Annotated in this window: 20 protein-coding genes; 19 read left to right on the forward strand and 1 reads right to left on the reverse strand. The window is 52.8% G+C overall.

Features of this window, described 5'->3' with window-relative positions; genetic code table 11:
• Nucleotides 1-57: 57 nt before the first annotated feature.
• The 18 genes from EBA31_RS07870 to EBA31_RS07955 all read left to right on the forward strand — a co-directional run bounded on the left by EBA31_RS07870 (nucleotide 58) and on the right by EBA31_RS07955 (nucleotide 14,213).
• A complete protein-coding gene (locus EBA31_RS07870; protein ID WP_122078194.1) occupies nucleotides 58-1,086 on the forward strand; it encodes a major capsid protein in 1,029 nt (342 codons plus the stop codon).
• A gap of 59 nt (nucleotides 1,087-1,145) precedes the next feature.
• Nucleotides 1,146-1,556, forward strand: coding sequence for a DNA-packaging protein FI (gene gpFI, locus EBA31_RS07875; protein ID WP_122078196.1), 411 nt, complete (start codon nucleotides 1,146-1,148; stop codon nucleotides 1,554-1,556).
• A 9-nt stretch (nucleotides 1,557-1,565) separates the two neighbouring features.
• Nucleotides 1,566-1,934 carry a head-tail joining protein gene (locus EBA31_RS07880; RefSeq protein WP_122078198.1) on the forward strand — a complete coding sequence of 123 codons (369 nt, stop codon included), beginning with the start codon at nucleotides 1,566-1,568 and terminating at the stop codon, nucleotides 1,932-1,934.
• A gap of 1 nt (nucleotide 1,935) precedes the next feature.
• Nucleotides 1,936-2,598, forward strand: coding sequence for a hypothetical protein (locus tag EBA31_RS07885; protein WP_122078200.1), 663 nt, complete (start codon nucleotides 1,936-1,938; stop codon nucleotides 2,596-2,598).
• A gap of 7 nt (nucleotides 2,599-2,605) precedes the next feature.
• Nucleotides 2,606-3,160 (forward strand): hypothetical protein, encoded by a 555-nt coding sequence (locus EBA31_RS07890; protein ID WP_238387440.1) that lies wholly within the window; start codon nucleotides 2,606-2,608, stop codon nucleotides 3,158-3,160.
• 37 nt (nucleotides 3,161-3,197) lie between these two features.
• Entirely contained in the window at nucleotides 3,198-3,773 is a 576-nt protein-coding gene (locus EBA31_RS07895; protein WP_238387499.1) for a phage baseplate assembly protein V, read from the forward strand.
• A gap of 32 nt (nucleotides 3,774-3,805) precedes the next feature.
• Nucleotides 3,806-4,165 carry a GPW/gp25 family protein gene (locus tag EBA31_RS07900; protein ID WP_122078206.1) on the forward strand — a complete coding sequence of 120 codons (360 nt, stop codon included), beginning with the start codon at nucleotides 3,806-3,808 and terminating at the stop codon, nucleotides 4,163-4,165.
• Entirely contained in the window at nucleotides 4,140-5,054 is a 915-nt protein-coding gene (locus tag EBA31_RS07905; RefSeq protein ID WP_122078208.1) for a baseplate J/gp47 family protein, read from the forward strand. Before EBA31_RS07900 ends, EBA31_RS07905 begins: the two co-directional genes overlap by 26 nt.
• Entirely contained in the window at nucleotides 5,044-6,189 is a 1,146-nt protein-coding gene (locus tag EBA31_RS07910) for a phage tail protein I (RefSeq protein WP_122078211.1), read from the forward strand. Before EBA31_RS07905 ends, EBA31_RS07910 begins: the two co-directional genes overlap by 11 nt.
• On the forward strand, nucleotides 6,189-7,535 hold the full coding sequence (locus tag EBA31_RS07915) for a phage tail protein (RefSeq protein WP_122078213.1): 1,347 nt from the start codon (nucleotides 6,189-6,191) through the stop codon (nucleotides 7,533-7,535). The genes EBA31_RS07910 and EBA31_RS07915 overlap by 1 nt, the downstream gene beginning before the upstream one ends.
• Nucleotides 7,532-8,260, forward strand: a complete 729-nt coding sequence (locus EBA31_RS07920) for a tail fiber assembly protein (RefSeq protein ID WP_122078216.1) — start codon at nucleotides 7,532-7,534, stop codon at nucleotides 8,258-8,260. The genes EBA31_RS07915 and EBA31_RS07920 overlap by 4 nt, the downstream gene beginning before the upstream one ends.
• Nucleotides 8,261-8,312: 52 nt before the next feature.
• Complete coding sequence (locus EBA31_RS07925; protein ID WP_122078218.1) at nucleotides 8,313-9,854, forward strand: phage tail sheath C-terminal domain-containing protein; 1,542 nt, start codon at nucleotides 8,313-8,315, stop codon at nucleotides 9,852-9,854.
• Entirely contained in the window at nucleotides 9,851-10,357 is a 507-nt protein-coding gene (locus tag EBA31_RS07930; protein WP_017892548.1) for a phage major tail tube protein, read from the forward strand. Before EBA31_RS07925 ends, EBA31_RS07930 begins: the two co-directional genes overlap by 4 nt.
• A gap of 58 nt (nucleotides 10,358-10,415) precedes the next feature.
• Nucleotides 10,416-10,715, forward strand: coding sequence for a phage tail assembly protein (locus EBA31_RS07935; RefSeq protein ID WP_122078220.1), 300 nt, complete (start codon nucleotides 10,416-10,418; stop codon nucleotides 10,713-10,715).
• A 99-nt stretch (nucleotides 10,716-10,814) separates the two neighbouring features.
• On the forward strand, nucleotides 10,815-12,440 hold the full coding sequence (locus tag EBA31_RS07940) for a hypothetical protein (RefSeq protein WP_122078223.1): 1,626 nt from the start codon (nucleotides 10,815-10,817) through the stop codon (nucleotides 12,438-12,440).
• On the forward strand, nucleotides 12,440-12,898 hold the full coding sequence (locus EBA31_RS07945) for a phage tail protein (RefSeq protein ID WP_122078225.1): 459 nt from the start codon (nucleotides 12,440-12,442) through the stop codon (nucleotides 12,896-12,898). The genes EBA31_RS07940 and EBA31_RS07945 overlap by 1 nt, the downstream gene beginning before the upstream one ends.
• A complete protein-coding gene (locus EBA31_RS07950; RefSeq protein ID WP_369982328.1) occupies nucleotides 12,879-13,088 on the forward strand; it encodes a tail protein X in 210 nt (69 codons plus the stop codon). Before EBA31_RS07945 ends, EBA31_RS07950 begins: the two co-directional genes overlap by 20 nt.
• 3 nt (nucleotides 13,089-13,091) lie before the next feature.
• Nucleotides 13,092-14,213: a contractile injection system protein, VgrG/Pvc8 family gene (locus EBA31_RS07955; protein WP_122078228.1), complete on the forward strand. Its 1,122-nt coding sequence runs from the start codon at nucleotides 13,092-13,094 to the stop codon at nucleotides 14,211-14,213.
• An 86-nt stretch (nucleotides 14,214-14,299) separates the two neighbouring features.
• Here the strand turns inward: EBA31_RS07955 and EBA31_RS07960 are convergent, their stop codons facing one another.
• Complete coding sequence (locus tag EBA31_RS07960) at nucleotides 14,300-14,761, reverse strand: Lrp/AsnC family transcriptional regulator (RefSeq protein WP_122078231.1); 462 nt, start codon at nucleotides 14,759-14,761, stop codon at nucleotides 14,300-14,302.
• A 116-nt stretch (nucleotides 14,762-14,877) separates the two neighbouring features.
• Here EBA31_RS07960 and EBA31_RS07965 point away from each other — a divergent pair, with 116 nt between their 5' ends.
• On the forward strand, nucleotides 14,878-15,822 hold the full coding sequence (locus EBA31_RS07965; protein WP_122078234.1) for a DMT family transporter: 945 nt from the start codon (nucleotides 14,878-14,880) through the stop codon (nucleotides 15,820-15,822).
• The last annotated feature ends 73 nt before the right edge of the window (nucleotides 15,823-15,895 follow it).

Consider the following 15,895-nt stretch of genomic DNA (forward strand, 5'->3'; position numbering starts at 1 on the left):
CCCCTCATAACTAAAGGCTGCCAATTGGCGGCCTTTTTATTACCAGAAGGAGGGCCTATGGGCCTGTTTACCACGCGTCAACTGATTGGCGTAACCCAGGACAAACTCAAGTTTAATGCGTTGTTCCTGAATCTGTTTTTTAAGCGTGAAATCACTTTCGATACCAAAGAGGTGATGCTGGACAAAATTACCGGTCGGGCGCCGATAGCCATGTACGTTTCTCCTCAGGTAGAGGGCAAGGTTTTACGTAATTTGGGGGGGATGACACGCACGCTAAAGCCCGGGTATGTCAAACCGAAACACCAGGTTACACCGGATATGGTCGTTGACCGTTTGCCGGGCGAGGACCCTGCAATGTTGGCGGATCCGGCGTACAGGCGTGAACGTGTTATTGCGCAGAATCTGAAACAGGAAGAGGAATCCATTGTTCAGGTTGAAGAAATGCAGGCTGTTCAGGCGGTATTAAAGGGTAAGTACCTGATGGAGGGGGAGCAATTCGAGAAAGTTGAAGTCGATTTTGGTCGAAACCCTGCAAACAACATTATTCAGAGCGGCGCGGCGGCCTGGTCAAAACAGGACCAGGACACCTTTGACCCAACGTTTGATCTGGATATGTACGCTGACCAAAGTAACGGGGCCATCAATATTGCCGTGATGGACGGGTTGTCCTGGCGCGCCTTGAACGGGTTCAAGTTGTTCCGTGAAAAGATGGATACCCGTCGCGGGTCTAATTCTCAGCTGGAAACGGCGTTGAAAGACCTGGGGGCGATTGTCTCCTTCAAGGGCTATTACGGCGACCTGGCTATTGTTGTGACAAAAGGCCAATACGCGAAAGAGGACGGCAAAACAGCGCGCTATATGCCGGATAACACCATTGTGCTGGGGAATACGTTGGCTGATGGTATCCGCTGTTACGGCATGATCCATGATGCGGAATTTGTCGCAGAAGGGATCACCGTCGCTAAACGTTATCCGAAAAACTGGATCACAAAAGGCGACGTGAGCAGCGAATACACGATGACTCAATCCGCCCCGCTCATGGTGCTGCCAGAGCCTGACAATTTCGTTGTCATCACAATCGCATAACGCCGATTAATCAGGCAGGGGCTACGGCCCCTTTTCCCCTGTTTTAGAGAGAGAACACAATGGCTAATAAAGACGAGTTGATCACCAAGTTGGACGAGCTGGGTAAGGTGCTGGGCCGTGAGCTGAGCACAGAAGGGACTATCGCAGATCTGCAACTGCGGATCCGTGAAGCCGAAGAGGAAATCGAGGCTCTGGAGGAAGACGGCGACGGTACAGACGGTGGCACCGGTGGGGCGTCTGGTTCCGGTCCGTTGCTGCAGACGACCACCGAACAACGCCAGCCAATGGCGCCAAAATCAGAAGGCGAAATAGAGTGGGTACCGGTTCGCGTGCTGACGACGTTGCATATCAACGCATTGCATGAAACGCGAAATCAACCGGTGAAAATGGCGTATGCCGGCGATACGGTCCGCGTTCTGGCCTCGGACGTGGACGAGCTGGAAGACGCTGGCCACGCGACAGAGCTTTAAGGGGGCGGCATGGATGGGTTCGATAACCTTTTTGATGAGGCCCTTTTCGATGCTGACAGCCGAATTATTGAGGTGATGGGGCGGGAAATGGTGGTGTCTATCAATGGTGCGCCGACGCCTGTCCGTGCCGTTTTCGATGAGCCTGCCGCTGATACCTCCCTGCCTTATGGCGCCGCAACGGTTCAGGACGTCGCCCCTCGGCTATTTGTTAAAACGGCGCTGATTGCAGGCCTGAAACCGAAAGATCGGGTGGGGATTGGCGCAGAGTCCTTTTGGGTGGTGAAGGTCGGCCCGGACGACACAGGAACCTGTGTTGTTACATTGGCGCGCGGAGTGCCAGGGAAGCCCGCGCTGGCGATCGACAAATGGAGTAAATGATATGGCCCGTGAAAGCCGATTGCGTCGAAATTTACCGATAGATATCGATCTGCAGGTACTGCAGCGAATAGCGGTTGCTGCCCGTGCCAATCATAAGCAATACCGGAATGCATATAGCAGGGCATTAAAGCGAACGGCGGTGACGGTGAGAAAGCGTGCCGTTGAGGTCATGAAAACAGGGATTGAACCTCGTAGCGCGGCGATTATTCGCCGTCGTCTATTGTCATTCCGGTTAACCAGAAATGGAGGCCTTGATGAGGCAAAGGTATGGTTTGGCCTTAATGCGATCAAAGTGAAGGATTTAAAGGGGAAGGTGAAAGGCCGTTTGCGTCGCCACCATGACCGTAGGGACCCAAATACGGGGCGTTTCATCGAAGCCCGGAAGCGTAGAAGTACAGCCGCTGTAGGATTTGAGCCTAAAGGTGCTTTGCTATCGGCAAAAACATTTACAGATGGTGAGATCGCCCGTAGCAAGCGTGAGAATCGGCGCACAATCGTAATTCGGGACCCACAAACCCGGAGAGCAAAAGAGGCTGAAATTGATATTTACGCCCCTGTGCTGGATCACATCGAAGATTATGTGTTTTCAGACGTCGCAGATATCTTTTTCCATCACTTTGAAACGGATTTAAAAGGCCGTATTAAGGCACGGATCAACGTGTGAGGGATGTATGCCAAAACCGATTCTAATGGCCAGCTATCACGACGCGATATTGTCTGCGCTGCGCGAAATTGAGTGGGTAGTTTATGCCGATGATTACCCGGAAGTGGTCACGCAGCTGGAAACGCCAGCGGTGTATCTGTCTATTGCCGGCTGGGAAAAAACTGACGGCTCTGATGGCCAATTACGTGTTGAGTTTGAGCACGATCTTTTTGTTGTTGTTGACCGCTCCGCCACCAATGAAATCACAAAACCCCAGGTTTATATCCGCACGGCTGCCGCTGATCTTAGCCAATGGATAGAGGGCAAAACGTTTGGGCTTGAAGGGTTGGAGCCTGCGCAACTTGACCGGGTGGGACCCGATGATTTTGATTTGGCGCTGGATGATTATATCGTCTGGCGGGTTTCTTTTACCCAGGTGGCCGCTATGGGTGAAGATCCGTTTGAGTCGAAAGCCGGCCCGCTGAAAAAGGTATTTTTGGGCAAGGCTCCGAATATCGGCAGCGCGCACATTGACGACTATCGGCTGATCTACGAGAAAAAAGAGGGCGCCGGCGATGAGTGATGACGCGTTATCAGACCTGCAGCGCCGGGTTGCCAATATGGTCCGCCGAGGGGTTATTCATTCGGTAAAGCATGGCAAGCAGCCGTTTTGCCGAGTGGATATAGGCGATAACATCACAACCTGGCTCCCGATGTGCCAGGGTTTCGCCGGCGCCCATCGCAGCGACTCCAACCCCTGCGCAGTTGGGGACCCTGTGACCGTGTTATCTGAGGCTGGCGAACTGAATAACGGCCGGGTTTTCCCTGGCTGGAATACGGGCGCCATGCCGGCGCCAGAAGGCAGCGAGGCGGAGCACATCACCCGATACAGCGACGGCGGCGAGTTTCGCTACAACCGCGAAGACCACGCCTTTACGCTGGCACTGCCGGAGGGCGGCACCTATGAAATTATCGGTAAAGGGACGTTACGCGGGCCGGTAGAGATAACGGACACGCTGACGGTGAAAGGGAAAACGGAGCTGCAGGCGGATACTGCAGTCACCGGGGACCTGTCCGCCACAGGGAAAATCTTCGACGGCAAAAGCTCTCTGGACCGGATCCGGGAAATTTTCAACACCCACACACATCCCGATCCGCATGGCGGGAACACCGACAAACCGAACAACGAAATGTAACCCGCTCCGGCGGGTTTTTTTATGGGGGCACTATGCAGGGAGTTAATGCAGCCAACGGTAAACGCCTGGCGGATACGTCTCACTTGCGCCAGTCCGTCTTTGACATCCTGACCACGCCGATCGGTAGCCGCGTTCTGGTCCGGGATTACGGCAGCGATTTACTGGACCTGGTGGACAACCCCCAGGACGAAAGCACGCGGGTGCATATCATCGCCGCCACGGCCAGCGCCCTGGCGAAGTGGGAGCCGCGTCTGCAGGTGAAAGCGGTGGCGGTCCAGTTTGCCGGCACCGGGCAATTTGATTTGACGATTTACGGCATCAACACAGAAACGGGCTACCCGATCACTTTGGAGGAGTTAACGATAAATGGCGACCAATTCCGCGACGATTAACCTTTCAGAATTGCCCGTTCCTGACGCGGTGAAAGTCCCTGACCCCGCGCTGATTTTTGCCGGCTGGTTGGCGCGACTCCGCGAGCTGGACCCGGATTATGATGCCTTGCTGGAGTCTGACCCGGTGTTTAAACAAGGGGAGGTCCTGGCGTATCACTCAACACTGATCCGCCAGGGCATGAATGACTCTATTCGTGCGGTGCTGTTGGCCAGCGCCCAAGGGAACGACCTGGACCAGTTGGGCGCTAATTTTGATGTGTTGCGCTTGCTGATAACACCGGGCGACCCGAACGCCGTCCCGCCATTGGCGGCGGTCTATGAAGACGACGAGGCGTTTAGAACCCGGATACAACTGGCCTGGTCCCGGTTAAGTACCGCCGGCGCCGAAAACACCTACACCTTTTTTGCCGCGTCTGCAGACCCTGACGTTTTAGATGTTCGGGCATACGGCCCCGAAGATCATCAACTGCTTGGCGAGGTTTATCTCTATGTGTTGTCCCGGACCAATGGGGGGATCCCGTCGGCGGAGGTACTGAAAAAGGTTGCCGAAGCGGTCAATAAAAAAGAGGTCCGGCCGCTGACCGATTTTGTCACGGTGAAGCCGGCGGAAATGGTGGATTTTGAAGTCATTGCAGATATCCAAATCCCCTACGGCCCAGACACTGAAACGGTGATGAAAGCGGCAGAGGATGAGCTGGCCAAGTACCTGGTCATTGTTAACCGTCTCGGCCGGCTGGTGTCGTGCTCGGCCATTGACCGCGCATTGCATCAAGCCGGAATAGTGACGGTAAAACTCACTTCACCCGCTGCAGATATCAGCATGTCAATGGGGCAGGCGCCGCGATGCTCAAAAGTGACGCTGCGTAAGGTGATCATTAATGCCGAATAAATTTAAAACCCTCCTCCCACCCAATGCCATCCCGGCAGAGCGCGCCCTGGAGCAGGCGACAATTGAGGAGGTGCTCTCTATCCCTGACCTGATCCGGATAGTGAAAAATCCGGCGTTGTGCCCTGTTGAGCTGCTGCCGTGGCTGGCGTGGGAGTACAGCGTGGATACCTGGAACACGGACTGGACAGAGGCGGAGAAACGGGCGGCAATCGCCCGGGCGGCGTATATCCATCGACACAGGGGGACCCGGGCGGCGATCGAAATGTCGTTATCCTCTTCACCGTTCGCTAGCGATGTAGTCGAGTGGTTCGAAAAAACGCCCCGGGGAGAGCCTTACACGTTCTCTCTCGATGTGACCCAGGACGACCGGCCGATCACGTTAACGGACGTGCAGGACCTGAAAAGCGCGGTAATGAAAGGTAAAAACCTGCGCTCCTGGTTCGATGTGTCGTTTAAAGGCAGCCTGGACGGTAAGGCGATTTTAGCCGGCTACATGATTGCATCTGAGTCATTCTCAATCATCCCTGTGTTTGAGTTTATCGGTGTACATATCAACGGCTGGATGACGTCGGAGTTTGCGCCTACGTCGTCGTTTGATGGGGCTGTTTACACGCTGGTAACGCAAGGCAACTTTGGCGCGATCACCTGGCACGTAACAGGCCCGGCGACGGTGGCCAGTGATGGAACGGTAACAATTACCGGTCCCGGGGCAGTCGCTATCACGGGGACGGATGCCCGTAACCGCTCGATCAGCCACGCAATCAACCCTGTTCGTTACCTTATCCCAACGCCGGCAGATATTCAGATTGAGCAGGCGGAGATGCCTGCTTTTATTGAAAAGCAGGGTGGCAGAATGTGTCTTGTTGAGGATTTAATTCGCTGGCCCGCAGTAGGTAATAGAGTGCGTGAAATGGGTCACCTATGGGGAGAGTGGGGGAATATGGCGGTGTATGGATGGCGCGAATTTTGGGGGATATCGACATCGGAGGAATCCAGATGGGTTACAGCCTCTCAGGGGAATCCTTCAAATTACAAACTGTATGTGCGTTTGAAATTCGGGCTTACCAACAGTGTTTCGCCGTGGGATCCGAATAGATACTCGACGGCTGCAGTGATTGAATTGGAGAAAAAATAATGGCCTCAGGATTAATTTTAACCGCCGTCGGCGCCGAGGCGATAGAGACGGCTTATCAGGCCGGTGAGGTGGTCACTATCCCGATCGTCGCGTTTGGTGATGGTGGCGGGGCCTCTGTTACCCCTGACCCTGCAGTAACCAAGCTGGTTAATAAATTTGGGGATGTGCCCTTTACGCAGGGGGATTCGGGTAGCGGCATGATTGCCGGCCAGGCAGTCATAAACGCCCGCGATTATCCAGGGAAAGTGGTCCGTGAGTTCGGGCTGATGAGTAGCGCCGGCGTTCTGATTGCCTATGGCGCCTATCCCGACAGCTATCTACCGGAGCAAAACGACTCCATCGTAAAAGAGCTGGTGATTAGCTTTGCCATGCCGCTGGTACACGCGGAAAACGTGGTACTGGAGATTGATCCGAATGTATCGGTATTGACGATTGAAGAAGCGGACGCCCGTTATCTTTTCAGGAAGGGCGACACGGCGACGGGCGACCTGGGCGCCCCAATGTTCCAGGCAAACGGCACTAACGGCATACCGGCCGGCGCAGGCATGTACAAGGAGCAATTAGATAACCACGCCCCATTTTATTCACCTGATTATCACTGGTCTGTGACGCCAGGAAGCACTTATATCCCCCTCGTTAAAGGGCGAGGCACTCGAAAAGGCAAAGGGTGGCCGACGGCCGTCAGCTTTGGCTACCTTATGCCAGGAACGGATATGCACGCGCATCCTGTCATCCATGCTATCGGTGATAGCGGGATGGAGTGTATTTGGGAGTTTGATACCCAAACCGGAGGCCTAAGAAGTAAAGCCGGGACGTTTGCAATAGAAGAACAGCAACCGATTGTGCCGCTGCCTTTCTCGGGTGATTCCCCGCCGCCTGGCCATGCCTTAATGCTGGGACAGGCCTTTGATAAAAACGCCTATCCGCGCACGGCGCAGGCGTACCCGTCGGGTGTTTTCCCCGACATGCGAGGCCGGACTATTTTGGGGAAACCGGATGATCGCGGCCCGTTATCGTTGGCTGATGGTGAGGTTAAGAGTCACGGCCACGGCGGTGAAGTGGGCAGTGCTGACCTGGGCAGTAAAGAAACGACGCAAGCCGGGGCATTTCAGCCAAAAATTCGCGGTTATCACTCAAACACTGCGATTGATGGCGGCTGGAGTGAACGGTTTTCATTTGAATTAGGCCGAGATTTATCAGACTTCCCTCTGGTAGAGGCAACACCCAATCACTCCCACTGGGTAGATATTGGCTGGCACGGCCACGGCCTGCGTATCGATGCGTTCGGTGCAGCAAGAAACACCGTTGATAACATTGCATTTAACTACATTGTGAGGCTGGCATGACAGAGAGCTTTGAGTTTTCGGATATTCCCCGTTGGGTATGGGTTTACCGCTTTGACGATGCCGGCATTTTTACCGGCTCCCTCAATTTTTACGTCGCGCCGCACACGGGACTACCGGCGAATTGCACCCCGTTGAAGTGTAACCCGAAGGCGGGCCAGGCGGGCGTATGGGATGGCACAAGCTGGACGTATATTCCCGATGTGCGCGGATCAACCTATTGGGATCCGCGTGGAAATCAGTTTGTCATGATGGAGCTGGCCGCGCTGCCTGAATGGGCCGTAACCGCCGCGCCGCCGGCTGCAGAACCTGGCCATGCGGTTTTGCATACGGGCGACGGCTGGCAGCAAATTGAAGACCGATCAGGGCAGACCTACTACACCGCCGACGGTCGCCCCCAGGCAGTGCCCGACCCCTATTTTATCTTGCCCCCTGACTGCACCTTTACGCCGCCAGCAACGCCCTGGGACCAGTGGGACGGTGAGCAGTGGGTAACAGATACCGATGCCCAACAGCGGGCCGCTGTAGAGCAAGCCGCGCAAATCCGGCAGCAGTTGCGGCAGCAGGCAGATCAGCAGATTGAATTGCTTAACGACGCTGCAGAGACAGGAATGAGCGAAGAGGGCGATGATCAACGCCTGGCCAACTGGAAAAAATACCGCGTGCTGTTAAGCCGTGTTGATATCGGCCAGGCCCCCGATATCCCCTGGCCCGCGTTGCCAGCCTGATAAAACAACCCCCTGACCGCCGCCGGCGGTTTTTTTATGCCTGGAGATAACAATGGCAGATTTACATGGTGTGGAAACAATAGAGCTGAATATCGGCTCGGTAGCCGTGACAACCATTCAGACCGCGATTATCGGGCTGGTGGGTACGGCGCCAAACGCGTCTAAAGGGACGGTAGCAAGCCGGACCACGGGCACCCCGTTGCTGGATAATGAGCTGACGTTTAACGCCTCAGAGCCGGGGCGCCTGGGCAATCAGTACAGTGTTAAGGCAGTCGCCGGCGCTGCAGAGGCGAAAACCTCGGCCAGCTATGCGGCCGGGGTGCTGTCGATCATCCTGGGCGCAGATACAGAGGGCGTGATAATCGCGACCGCGGCCGAGGTGGCTGCAGCGGTGAAGGCGGTGGCTGATAGCAAAATCATTGCCGTTGAAACCACGGCGCCGGGGATTGTGGCGCCATTCACGGCCCTGTTAGCCGGCGGGACCGATGAGCCGTTTCCGCTGAATACGCCGGTGGCCGTGATGGGCGGCACCCAACTAAGCGCCCTCGGCGCCGCCGGCACGCTGGGCGAGGCGATTACGGACATCACGGACCAAACGAACGCGCTGATCATTGTCGTGCGTGCGGCGGATAAAGCGGAAGGTAAAGCCGCTGCCGTGCTGAGTACGGAAAAGGGCGTGAAGTTAACGACCGAAGGCGGGGCGAAATTGCTCACAGAGCAGACCTTTGCCGTAGAGCAGGACATGCGGGCTAATCTTATCGCCGCTATGGGCGCCTGGTCATTAAGTGAATCGATCACCAGTTACCGGCCGCGCATTTTGATTGCCCCGGGTTTCAGTGAAGACGATGTGATCGGGAAAGCGCTGGAAACGGCCGCAAACAAATTGCGCGCGGTGGCCTATGTTGATTGTGAATCGATGGCCACGGCTCAGGAGGTTGTCAGCCGCCGCCAAATGTATGGCGCCCGGGTGGAGCTGTTACGCCCGCGAGTCTCGAAAGTGAAAGCCAACGGTGAAATCACCTTTCGCCCTTATTCCGCGTTGGCGGCAGGCCTGCGCGCGCGGATTGATTTAGAAAAGGGCTGGTGGTGGAGCAAGTCCAATCAGGCGATCGCGAACATCCTCGGCGTTGAACAGGTAGACGAGTTTATCCTCGGCGATCGTAACTGCCAGGCCAACTTACTGAACATGGAAAACGTCACGACCATTATCCGCCGTGATGGTTTTCGGCATTGGGGTAACCGCCTGTGTATCCAGGATCCGCAATGGCAGTTTGAATCAGTGCGACGTACTGCAGACGTTATCGAGGACAGTATCCAGGAGACGGCTTTGCTGTACGTCGATCGGCCGCTCGACCTGGAGAATATCGATGACATCCTGGGCACGATTAACTCCTATATGCGCACGCTGACCAAGCTCAAAGCCATTTTTGGCGGCCGGGCCTGGCTGGATGAGGAACTGAACACCACCGAAACCCTAGCGGCCGGTGAGGTCTATATCGATTATGACTTTGGGCCGAAATCACCCACAGAACGGATCACGATGCGGGTTCGCATTAATAATCAATATGCAGTAGAGGAGCTGGGGACGGTATGAGCGATAAAGCAACGGTAAGAGCTTGGACATTTTTTGCCGGCGGTTTCCGTATCCAGGGCGCGCATGAGTACACGCCGCCGGAACTGTCGATCGTCAAAACAGACCTGCGCACCGGCGCGCAGGATGCCCCCACGCCGATGGATGACGGCATGGAGGCGCTAACCTGCCAGATCAAGTTTTATGGCATCGATACGGACATGCTGACCCGATTTGGTTTTGTGACGGGCAATCGCAATCGCTTTGCGGCCTATGAGGGCTATCTCAGCAACGGCCGCGCACTGGGGGCGATTGACGAGATAGAGGGATTTGTTTCGAAAATTACGCCTGACGCCCGGGATAATCAGGCACTGTCAGAAAAGGCGACCACGGTCGAAATCGCGATCAATTACTACAAACAAACGTTTGAAGGTCGCGAGCTGTTCGAAATCGACACGGAGCGCTTTATTCGCCGTGTGAATGGCGTGGATCAGTTGCGCGGCATCGCCGCCAAAATCCGCCTTTAATCCTTAATCACCCTTGCTATCAAGCGGCCCGTGGGCCGCTTTTTTATTGGAGCTTTATATGAATTACCCAGGTCAGAAAGAAGAAATTAAATTTTACACCCCGCTTACGTTGAAGGATGGCAGTCAATTAACGAGTGTCTATATGCGTGAGCCATTGCTAAGGGACCGCCTCGATTACTCTAAAAACCCTGGGAACGCAGTCGAAAAAGACGCGGGAATGATGGCGAACCTTTGCGATATGAATATAGAGGATATGTATTTATTGACTGCCGCAGACTATGCGCAGGTTGAGGCAGCGTTTAACCGTTTTTTGCTGCCACCGGACGAGCGACAGAAAGCGAAATCCAAAAAGCGTTAAGGCTTATGGGCCGTCGATTGCATTACACAATGGCAGACTGGTTAACCATGCCATTCTCAGTGTTTTGTCAATTTATAGAAATTGAATTGGAGCATATAAATGACAAGCATTAGCCAGAAAATGAATGCTTCCATTAATTTTGGCGGCAATATCGACTCAAGCTGGGGACAATCTACAGCCGGATTAAATAAAGGCTTAAAAACAGTTACCCAACAATCGGGAAAATTGACCGCGCAGCAAAAGAAATTGCGGGAAGCAATTTTAAAGGCGAAAAATGAAGGGAAAAACATTAATGAATTAAAGTTGCAATATGACAAAGTGGGCCGCGCCATCAAGCGGGCCAATGATGAGCAGGAGGAACTGAATCGCAATTTAAAACTGGCCGAGCGACTGGAGCGGCGCCGCGAGCGCTGGGGAAAAGTAGGGCAGCTCGGCGGGCGTCTGGGCCGGACGGTCGGCACGGGGTTAGGGGTTGCCGCAATAGGCGGTTTAATTGGTGCCGGTATTGGTGCCGTAATGACCCCTGTCAGTATGAATGCAAAAACGGCTGAATCTGTAGGTAAGGCCCGCACCTATGGGGTGGGGGTTGAAACCTATAACGCCTGGGATAGTTATGCGCAGCAGATGGGGCTGAATGGTGAAAATTTTGGCGACTTGCTGGAAGAGTTAAAAAACAAGGTCGGCGAGTATAAAGCGACCGGGGAACAAAGCTCCCTCAATGATGCTTTTAAAATGCTGGGGTTCGGTGCCGGCGATTTGGCCGGCATGAACAATGAGCAGATGTTTGAAAAAATAATGGGGCGTGCGCTGACGCATAAAGACGAGCAGGAGGCGGCGTCCGCGGTCGATATGCTGATGGGGGGTGAAGCCAATAAAATCCTGACCTACATGCGCCTGACCGGCAAAAGTTACAAGGAGATGATGGATCAGCAGAAACGATACAACCTGGTGACGAAGGAGGGCGCTGATGGGGCCATTCGTGGCAACATTGCTTTCAATAACTTGCGCACGGTCTGGGGATCCTCTGTTGAAGAAATCGCCGGCAAGTTAGGTAACGACCTGGCGCCGATGGTGACAGAATTGGCGGACGAGCTATCCGACTGGTTTAAAAATGGAGGCATTGAGGTTATCGCCTCCACCATTAGAGAATCCTGGATCCCTGCGTTAATTGAATTTGGTAACGGTTTAATCACATTTAGCAAAGTAGCCATGAGTGTTGCCCGATTTTTATCTAAATTCGTCCCTGATGAAAATGAAGATAAAAAAGATGTATTACGCTCTCTAAGTCTTAATGGTTCAACTGAAATAGCCAGGAATACAGCAGAAAGGAATGGGTTAGGCGCGTGGTTTGATGAACAATTGAAAGCTAATCCTAATTTGGTAAAAGAAGCTGTAAAAGCTAATACAGACTCTAAAGGTTGGATGTTTAGAGACAATAAAGCATACGATAAAAATATTGACGATATATTTAATAAAACGGTGAATAAAGAGGAAGGTGATCCGGTACTCAGTAAATTCTCAGAAATGATAGGGAGTATTAGCGGCTCGGGTAGCGGTGAGAAAGCGCCGGTTACGGACAATCGCCGGCAGCAGGTCAACATGACGGTGATCGCTCAGCCAGGCCAGGACCCGCAGGCGGTGGCGGATAGCGCCGTAACGTCAATGAAAAACCTGGATGTATTTAACGGTAACAACGCAATGCATGACCCTGCGGAGGTCTGGTAATGGTGGACATTATCGGCACGATCACGGGCGCCTACGATGAACGGCGGCCGGCGGACAGCGCCAGCATTATGATGATGCTCGGCAACTTTGAGTTTTCTATCGACACGGCGACCTATAACCAGCTGACGCGGGAGGCAAGTTGGCGCTGGAGTGAACAGGAGCGGATCGGCAAACAGGACTTGCTGCAGTACACAGGGAAATCCGCCAGGACGGTCAAAATGGACGGGGAAGCGCATTCTCAGTTTCGGAACGGTGTGGCCGGCATCGATGCGCTTTATGATCTGGCCGACAAAGCCGAGCCTCAGCAATTGGTGAGCAGCGCCGGCGATGTGCTGGGCTGGTGGGTTGTTACCGAATTTTCCGACACGACGCCGCTGTTTTTACCGGGTGGCGCCCCCCGCAAGAAAACCTACTCGATCACGATAAAACATTATGCCGATGACCTATCTAACCCGTGAGGGTGACGTGCTGGATGCCGTCTGCGCGGCCCACTACGGCACGGAGAACCTTTCGCAGACCGTTGTAACGGTTTTAGGCGCTAATCGCGAACTGGCGGCGCTGGGGGCTGTTTATCCGGCAGGGTTAATCATTACCTTGCCGGACATAGAGACGCCAACGCCTGAATCACCGATCCAGCTATGGGATTAACCGATGCAACAAAAACAGCCGGCCGAATTCCGGCCAGAATTCCGCATTATTGCGGAGGGGCGGGATATAACCGCGATCATTCGTGAAAACCTGGTGGATCTCAGCTTAACGGACAACGGCGGCGCCACGGGCAAAACTGATGAACTGCAAATTACCCTCCTGTCGGAAACGCTAAAACTCCCGTCAAAAGGCGCCCGTCTGAGCGTTGCCCTGGGCTTTAATGGCCAGTTGGTTGATAAGGGTTGGTTTGTGGTGTCTGGCCGCGCCAGTAGCGGGCCACCGCGCAAGATCCAGCTTTACGCCACATCGGCCCCAATGAACGCGCAAAAACAGCCAGGTGATGTGCAGAGCCAGAAAAGCCGCAGCTGGGACGGCGTGACGCTGGGGGACATTGTGAAAACGGTGGCCACCGATAACGGCCTCATCCCCAAAATAGCCACGCAGCTGGCCAGTATCGCGATAGAACACATTGACCAGGTGAGAGAGTCCGACGCGGCGCTTATGACCCGCCTGGCGCGTGCGCATAACGCGGTAAGCAAGGCCGCCGGTGGTTATTGGTTGTTCCTGGAGCAGGGGGAGGCGACCACCGCCAGCGGTGGCGCCCTCAGTAACGTAACGATAACCCGGGAGGCGCTATCCTCGTGGAGCTATTCAGATGGCCAGCGCGGGGCCACAACGGGAAAGCCGGCGAAGACTGCAGACGGTAAGGGCAAAAAGGGCAAAGTGAGCGTTGCCTATTTCGACCCCGCTGATGGTCGAACGAAAACGCAATCACTGGAGCATGATGGGCCTGACCAGTCCAACCCCTTCACGCAGCCGAGCAAAGCCCAGGCGGACAGCAGCGCCAAATCAAAAATGACGCAGGCCAACCGGAACGAAAGGCGAATGACGCTAAGCGGCCCGGGCCGGCCGCAGTATGTGCCGTTGACGGCTGAAAGCCGGATAACAACGGCGGGATTTGGTGAGGAAGAGGATCGCACCTGGTTAATCGAGTCCCTGGCGTTCTCTTTGAGTAGCTCGGGCCTGACGATGGCGTTTAACCTGGCCACTGATATTAAACCGCCTACCGGCAATAAAGGCGCGAAGAAGAAAAAGAAATCCGATGGCATTGGCTATTTCGATTAACGCTATTCAGATCGCGAATGTCAGAGGATGGTTGCCATAAAACGCTTGTTTATGGCAACTGACATTAAAAATAAATAACGAAACAGTTAACCTGGTAATGGAATTTGAGTAGTGTATTTTATTTCCTCCATGGAGAAACTGGATGTGACATCACTTAATTCATTAACTAACCTTACTAGTTTTTTATAGAAATCATCGTAACCCTTCATATCTGAAACTACCACCTGTAGGAGATAATCATATTCTCCCGTGGTACGAAAAAGGGAGATCACTTCAACCATATCATCGACTTGTGAAACAAAGTCCTTATACCATTCATGGCTGTGGTTGCGGGTTTTTATCATCACAAAGGCTGTAAGTGATAAATTAAGCTTGCTCTTACTCAGCAGGGCAACCCGACCAATAATGAACCCTTCGTCCTCAAGACGTTTTATGCGTTTCCAACATGGATTAGGTGTTAAATTGACAGCCTCTGCCAGGTCCTGCAGACTCAGGGTACAGTCGCATTGCAACAGTTTTAGTAGTTCTTTGTCTTTCTTGTCCAGCATAAGTCCATCCTTGTGACATAGAAAAATCTTCTCTAAACGTATAAAAAAACAATAAAGAAAACAATATTTTTCTCCTTTTGAAAAGTTACATTAGTTTCTTTGCCTGAGGGAGCATTATGCGTAAAGTAACAGTGTCAATATTATTTTTACTGGTTGCATTGACCTGGGGTACGACGTGGCTGGCGATGCGGATTGCCGCTGAAACAATTCCCCCTGTATTTGCAACGGGGATGAGGTTTATGTTTGCGGCACCTTTTTTAATCAGTATTGCATGGTTTAAGAAAACACCTCTATTATTTCCGCCCGGACAGCGATTATTTCAGTTGGTGATCTGCATTTTCTATTTTGCAATTCCTTTCTCATTAATGATTTATGGTGAAACTTATGTCAGCTCAGGACTTGCCTCTATTATATTTGCGAATATGCCTGTGGCAGTTTTGATCGCATCTATATTGTCCCTGAATGAAAAGACAAACACTATACAGATAGGTGGCTTAGCTATTGCTATAGTGGCACTGATGGGGATTCTCCTAAATGAAACGAATACAAATTCAGAGAGTCACTGGCAGGGGATACTTGCACTTGTTCTTGCCGTGATTATACATGCGACAATATATACTCAATGCAAGAAAAGAAGCTTTGCTGTTTCTGTTATAACATTTAACGCGCTTCCATGCTTTTTAGCTGGGTTAATACTGACTATGGCAGGGTACCTTTTCGAAAGACCGCAATTTTCGAGTTTTTCAGTTAATTCAATATTAGCCACAGTGTATCTCGGGGCATTTGCCGGTGTTTTTGGAATTCTGTGTTACTTTGCACTTCAGCAAAAAGCTACTGCCTTTCAAGCTTCACTTGTTTTCCTTATCTTTCCTTTAATTGCGGTAAGTCTGGAAAATTATATTTATGGGTATGCAATTTCAACAAAATCAATGCTTCTTATCATACCGTTAGCTATCGGGATATTTCTTACGCTTGTATCCAGAGGGGCTTCTGAAAGCGGCCGCTGGCGGGGAAGTTTATCAAAAAACGGTCGTATACCTGATGACACAGAACATTCCTGAAACTGTTAATGGGGGATGGTAATGCAGGTTATGATGGATAAATGTAGGTTCATTTTCAGATCTTGTAGGTATG

Origin of the sequence: Serratia sp. P2ACOL2 (genome assembly GCF_003691565.1) — a bacterium.
Classification (GTDB): Bacteria; Pseudomonadota; Gammaproteobacteria; order Enterobacterales; family Enterobacteriaceae; genus Serratia; species Serratia liquefaciens.

Bases quoted from the DNA above. Each gene is read 5' to 3' on its own strand.
- EBA31_RS07870 (WP_122078194.1), top strand. From the start codon at position 58: ATGGGCCTGTTTACCACGCGTCAACTGATTGGCGTAACCCAGGACAAA.
- gpFI (WP_122078196.1), top strand. From the start codon at position 1,146: ATGGCTAATAAAGACGAGTTGATCACCAAGTTGGACGAGCTGGGTAAG.
- EBA31_RS07880 (WP_122078198.1), top strand. From the start codon at position 1,566: ATGGATGGGTTCGATAACCTTTTTGATGAGGCCCTTTTCGATGCTGAC.
- EBA31_RS07885 (WP_122078200.1), top strand. From the start codon at position 1,936: ATGGCCCGTGAAAGCCGATTGCGTCGAAATTTACCGATAGATATCGAT.
- EBA31_RS07890 (WP_238387440.1), top strand. From the start codon at position 2,606: ATGCCAAAACCGATTCTAATGGCCAGCTATCACGACGCGATATTGTCT.
- EBA31_RS07895 (WP_238387499.1), top strand. From the start codon at position 3,198: ATGGTCCGCCGAGGGGTTATTCATTCGGTAAAGCATGGCAAGCAGCCG.
- EBA31_RS07900 (WP_122078206.1), top strand. From the start codon at position 3,806: ATGCAGGGAGTTAATGCAGCCAACGGTAAACGCCTGGCGGATACGTCT.
- EBA31_RS07905 (WP_122078208.1), top strand. From the start codon at position 4,140: ATGGCGACCAATTCCGCGACGATTAACCTTTCAGAATTGCCCGTTCCT.
- EBA31_RS07910 (WP_122078211.1), top strand. From the start codon at position 5,044: ATGCCGAATAAATTTAAAACCCTCCTCCCACCCAATGCCATCCCGGCA.
- EBA31_RS07915 (WP_122078213.1), top strand. From the start codon at position 6,189: ATGGCCTCAGGATTAATTTTAACCGCCGTCGGCGCCGAGGCGATAGAG.
- EBA31_RS07920 (WP_122078216.1), top strand. From the start codon at position 7,532: ATGACAGAGAGCTTTGAGTTTTCGGATATTCCCCGTTGGGTATGGGTT.
- EBA31_RS07925 (WP_122078218.1), top strand. From the start codon at position 8,313: ATGGCAGATTTACATGGTGTGGAAACAATAGAGCTGAATATCGGCTCG.
- EBA31_RS07930 (WP_017892548.1), top strand. From the start codon at position 9,851: ATGAGCGATAAAGCAACGGTAAGAGCTTGGACATTTTTTGCCGGCGGT.
- EBA31_RS07935 (WP_122078220.1), top strand. From the start codon at position 10,416: ATGAATTACCCAGGTCAGAAAGAAGAAATTAAATTTTACACCCCGCTT.
- EBA31_RS07940 (WP_122078223.1), top strand. From the start codon at position 10,815: ATGACAAGCATTAGCCAGAAAATGAATGCTTCCATTAATTTTGGCGGC.
- EBA31_RS07945 (WP_122078225.1), top strand. From the start codon at position 12,440: ATGGTGGACATTATCGGCACGATCACGGGCGCCTACGATGAACGGCGG.
- EBA31_RS07950 (WP_369982328.1), top strand. From the start codon at position 12,879: ATGACCTATCTAACCCGTGAGGGTGACGTGCTGGATGCCGTCTGCGCG.
- EBA31_RS07955 (WP_122078228.1), top strand. From the start codon at position 13,092: ATGCAACAAAAACAGCCGGCCGAATTCCGGCCAGAATTCCGCATTATT.
- EBA31_RS07960 (WP_122078231.1), bottom strand. From the start codon at position 14,761: ATGCTGGACAAGAAAGACAAAGAACTACTAAAACTGTTGCAATGCGAC.
- EBA31_RS07965 (WP_122078234.1), top strand. From the start codon at position 14,878: ATGCGTAAAGTAACAGTGTCAATATTATTTTTACTGGTTGCATTGACC.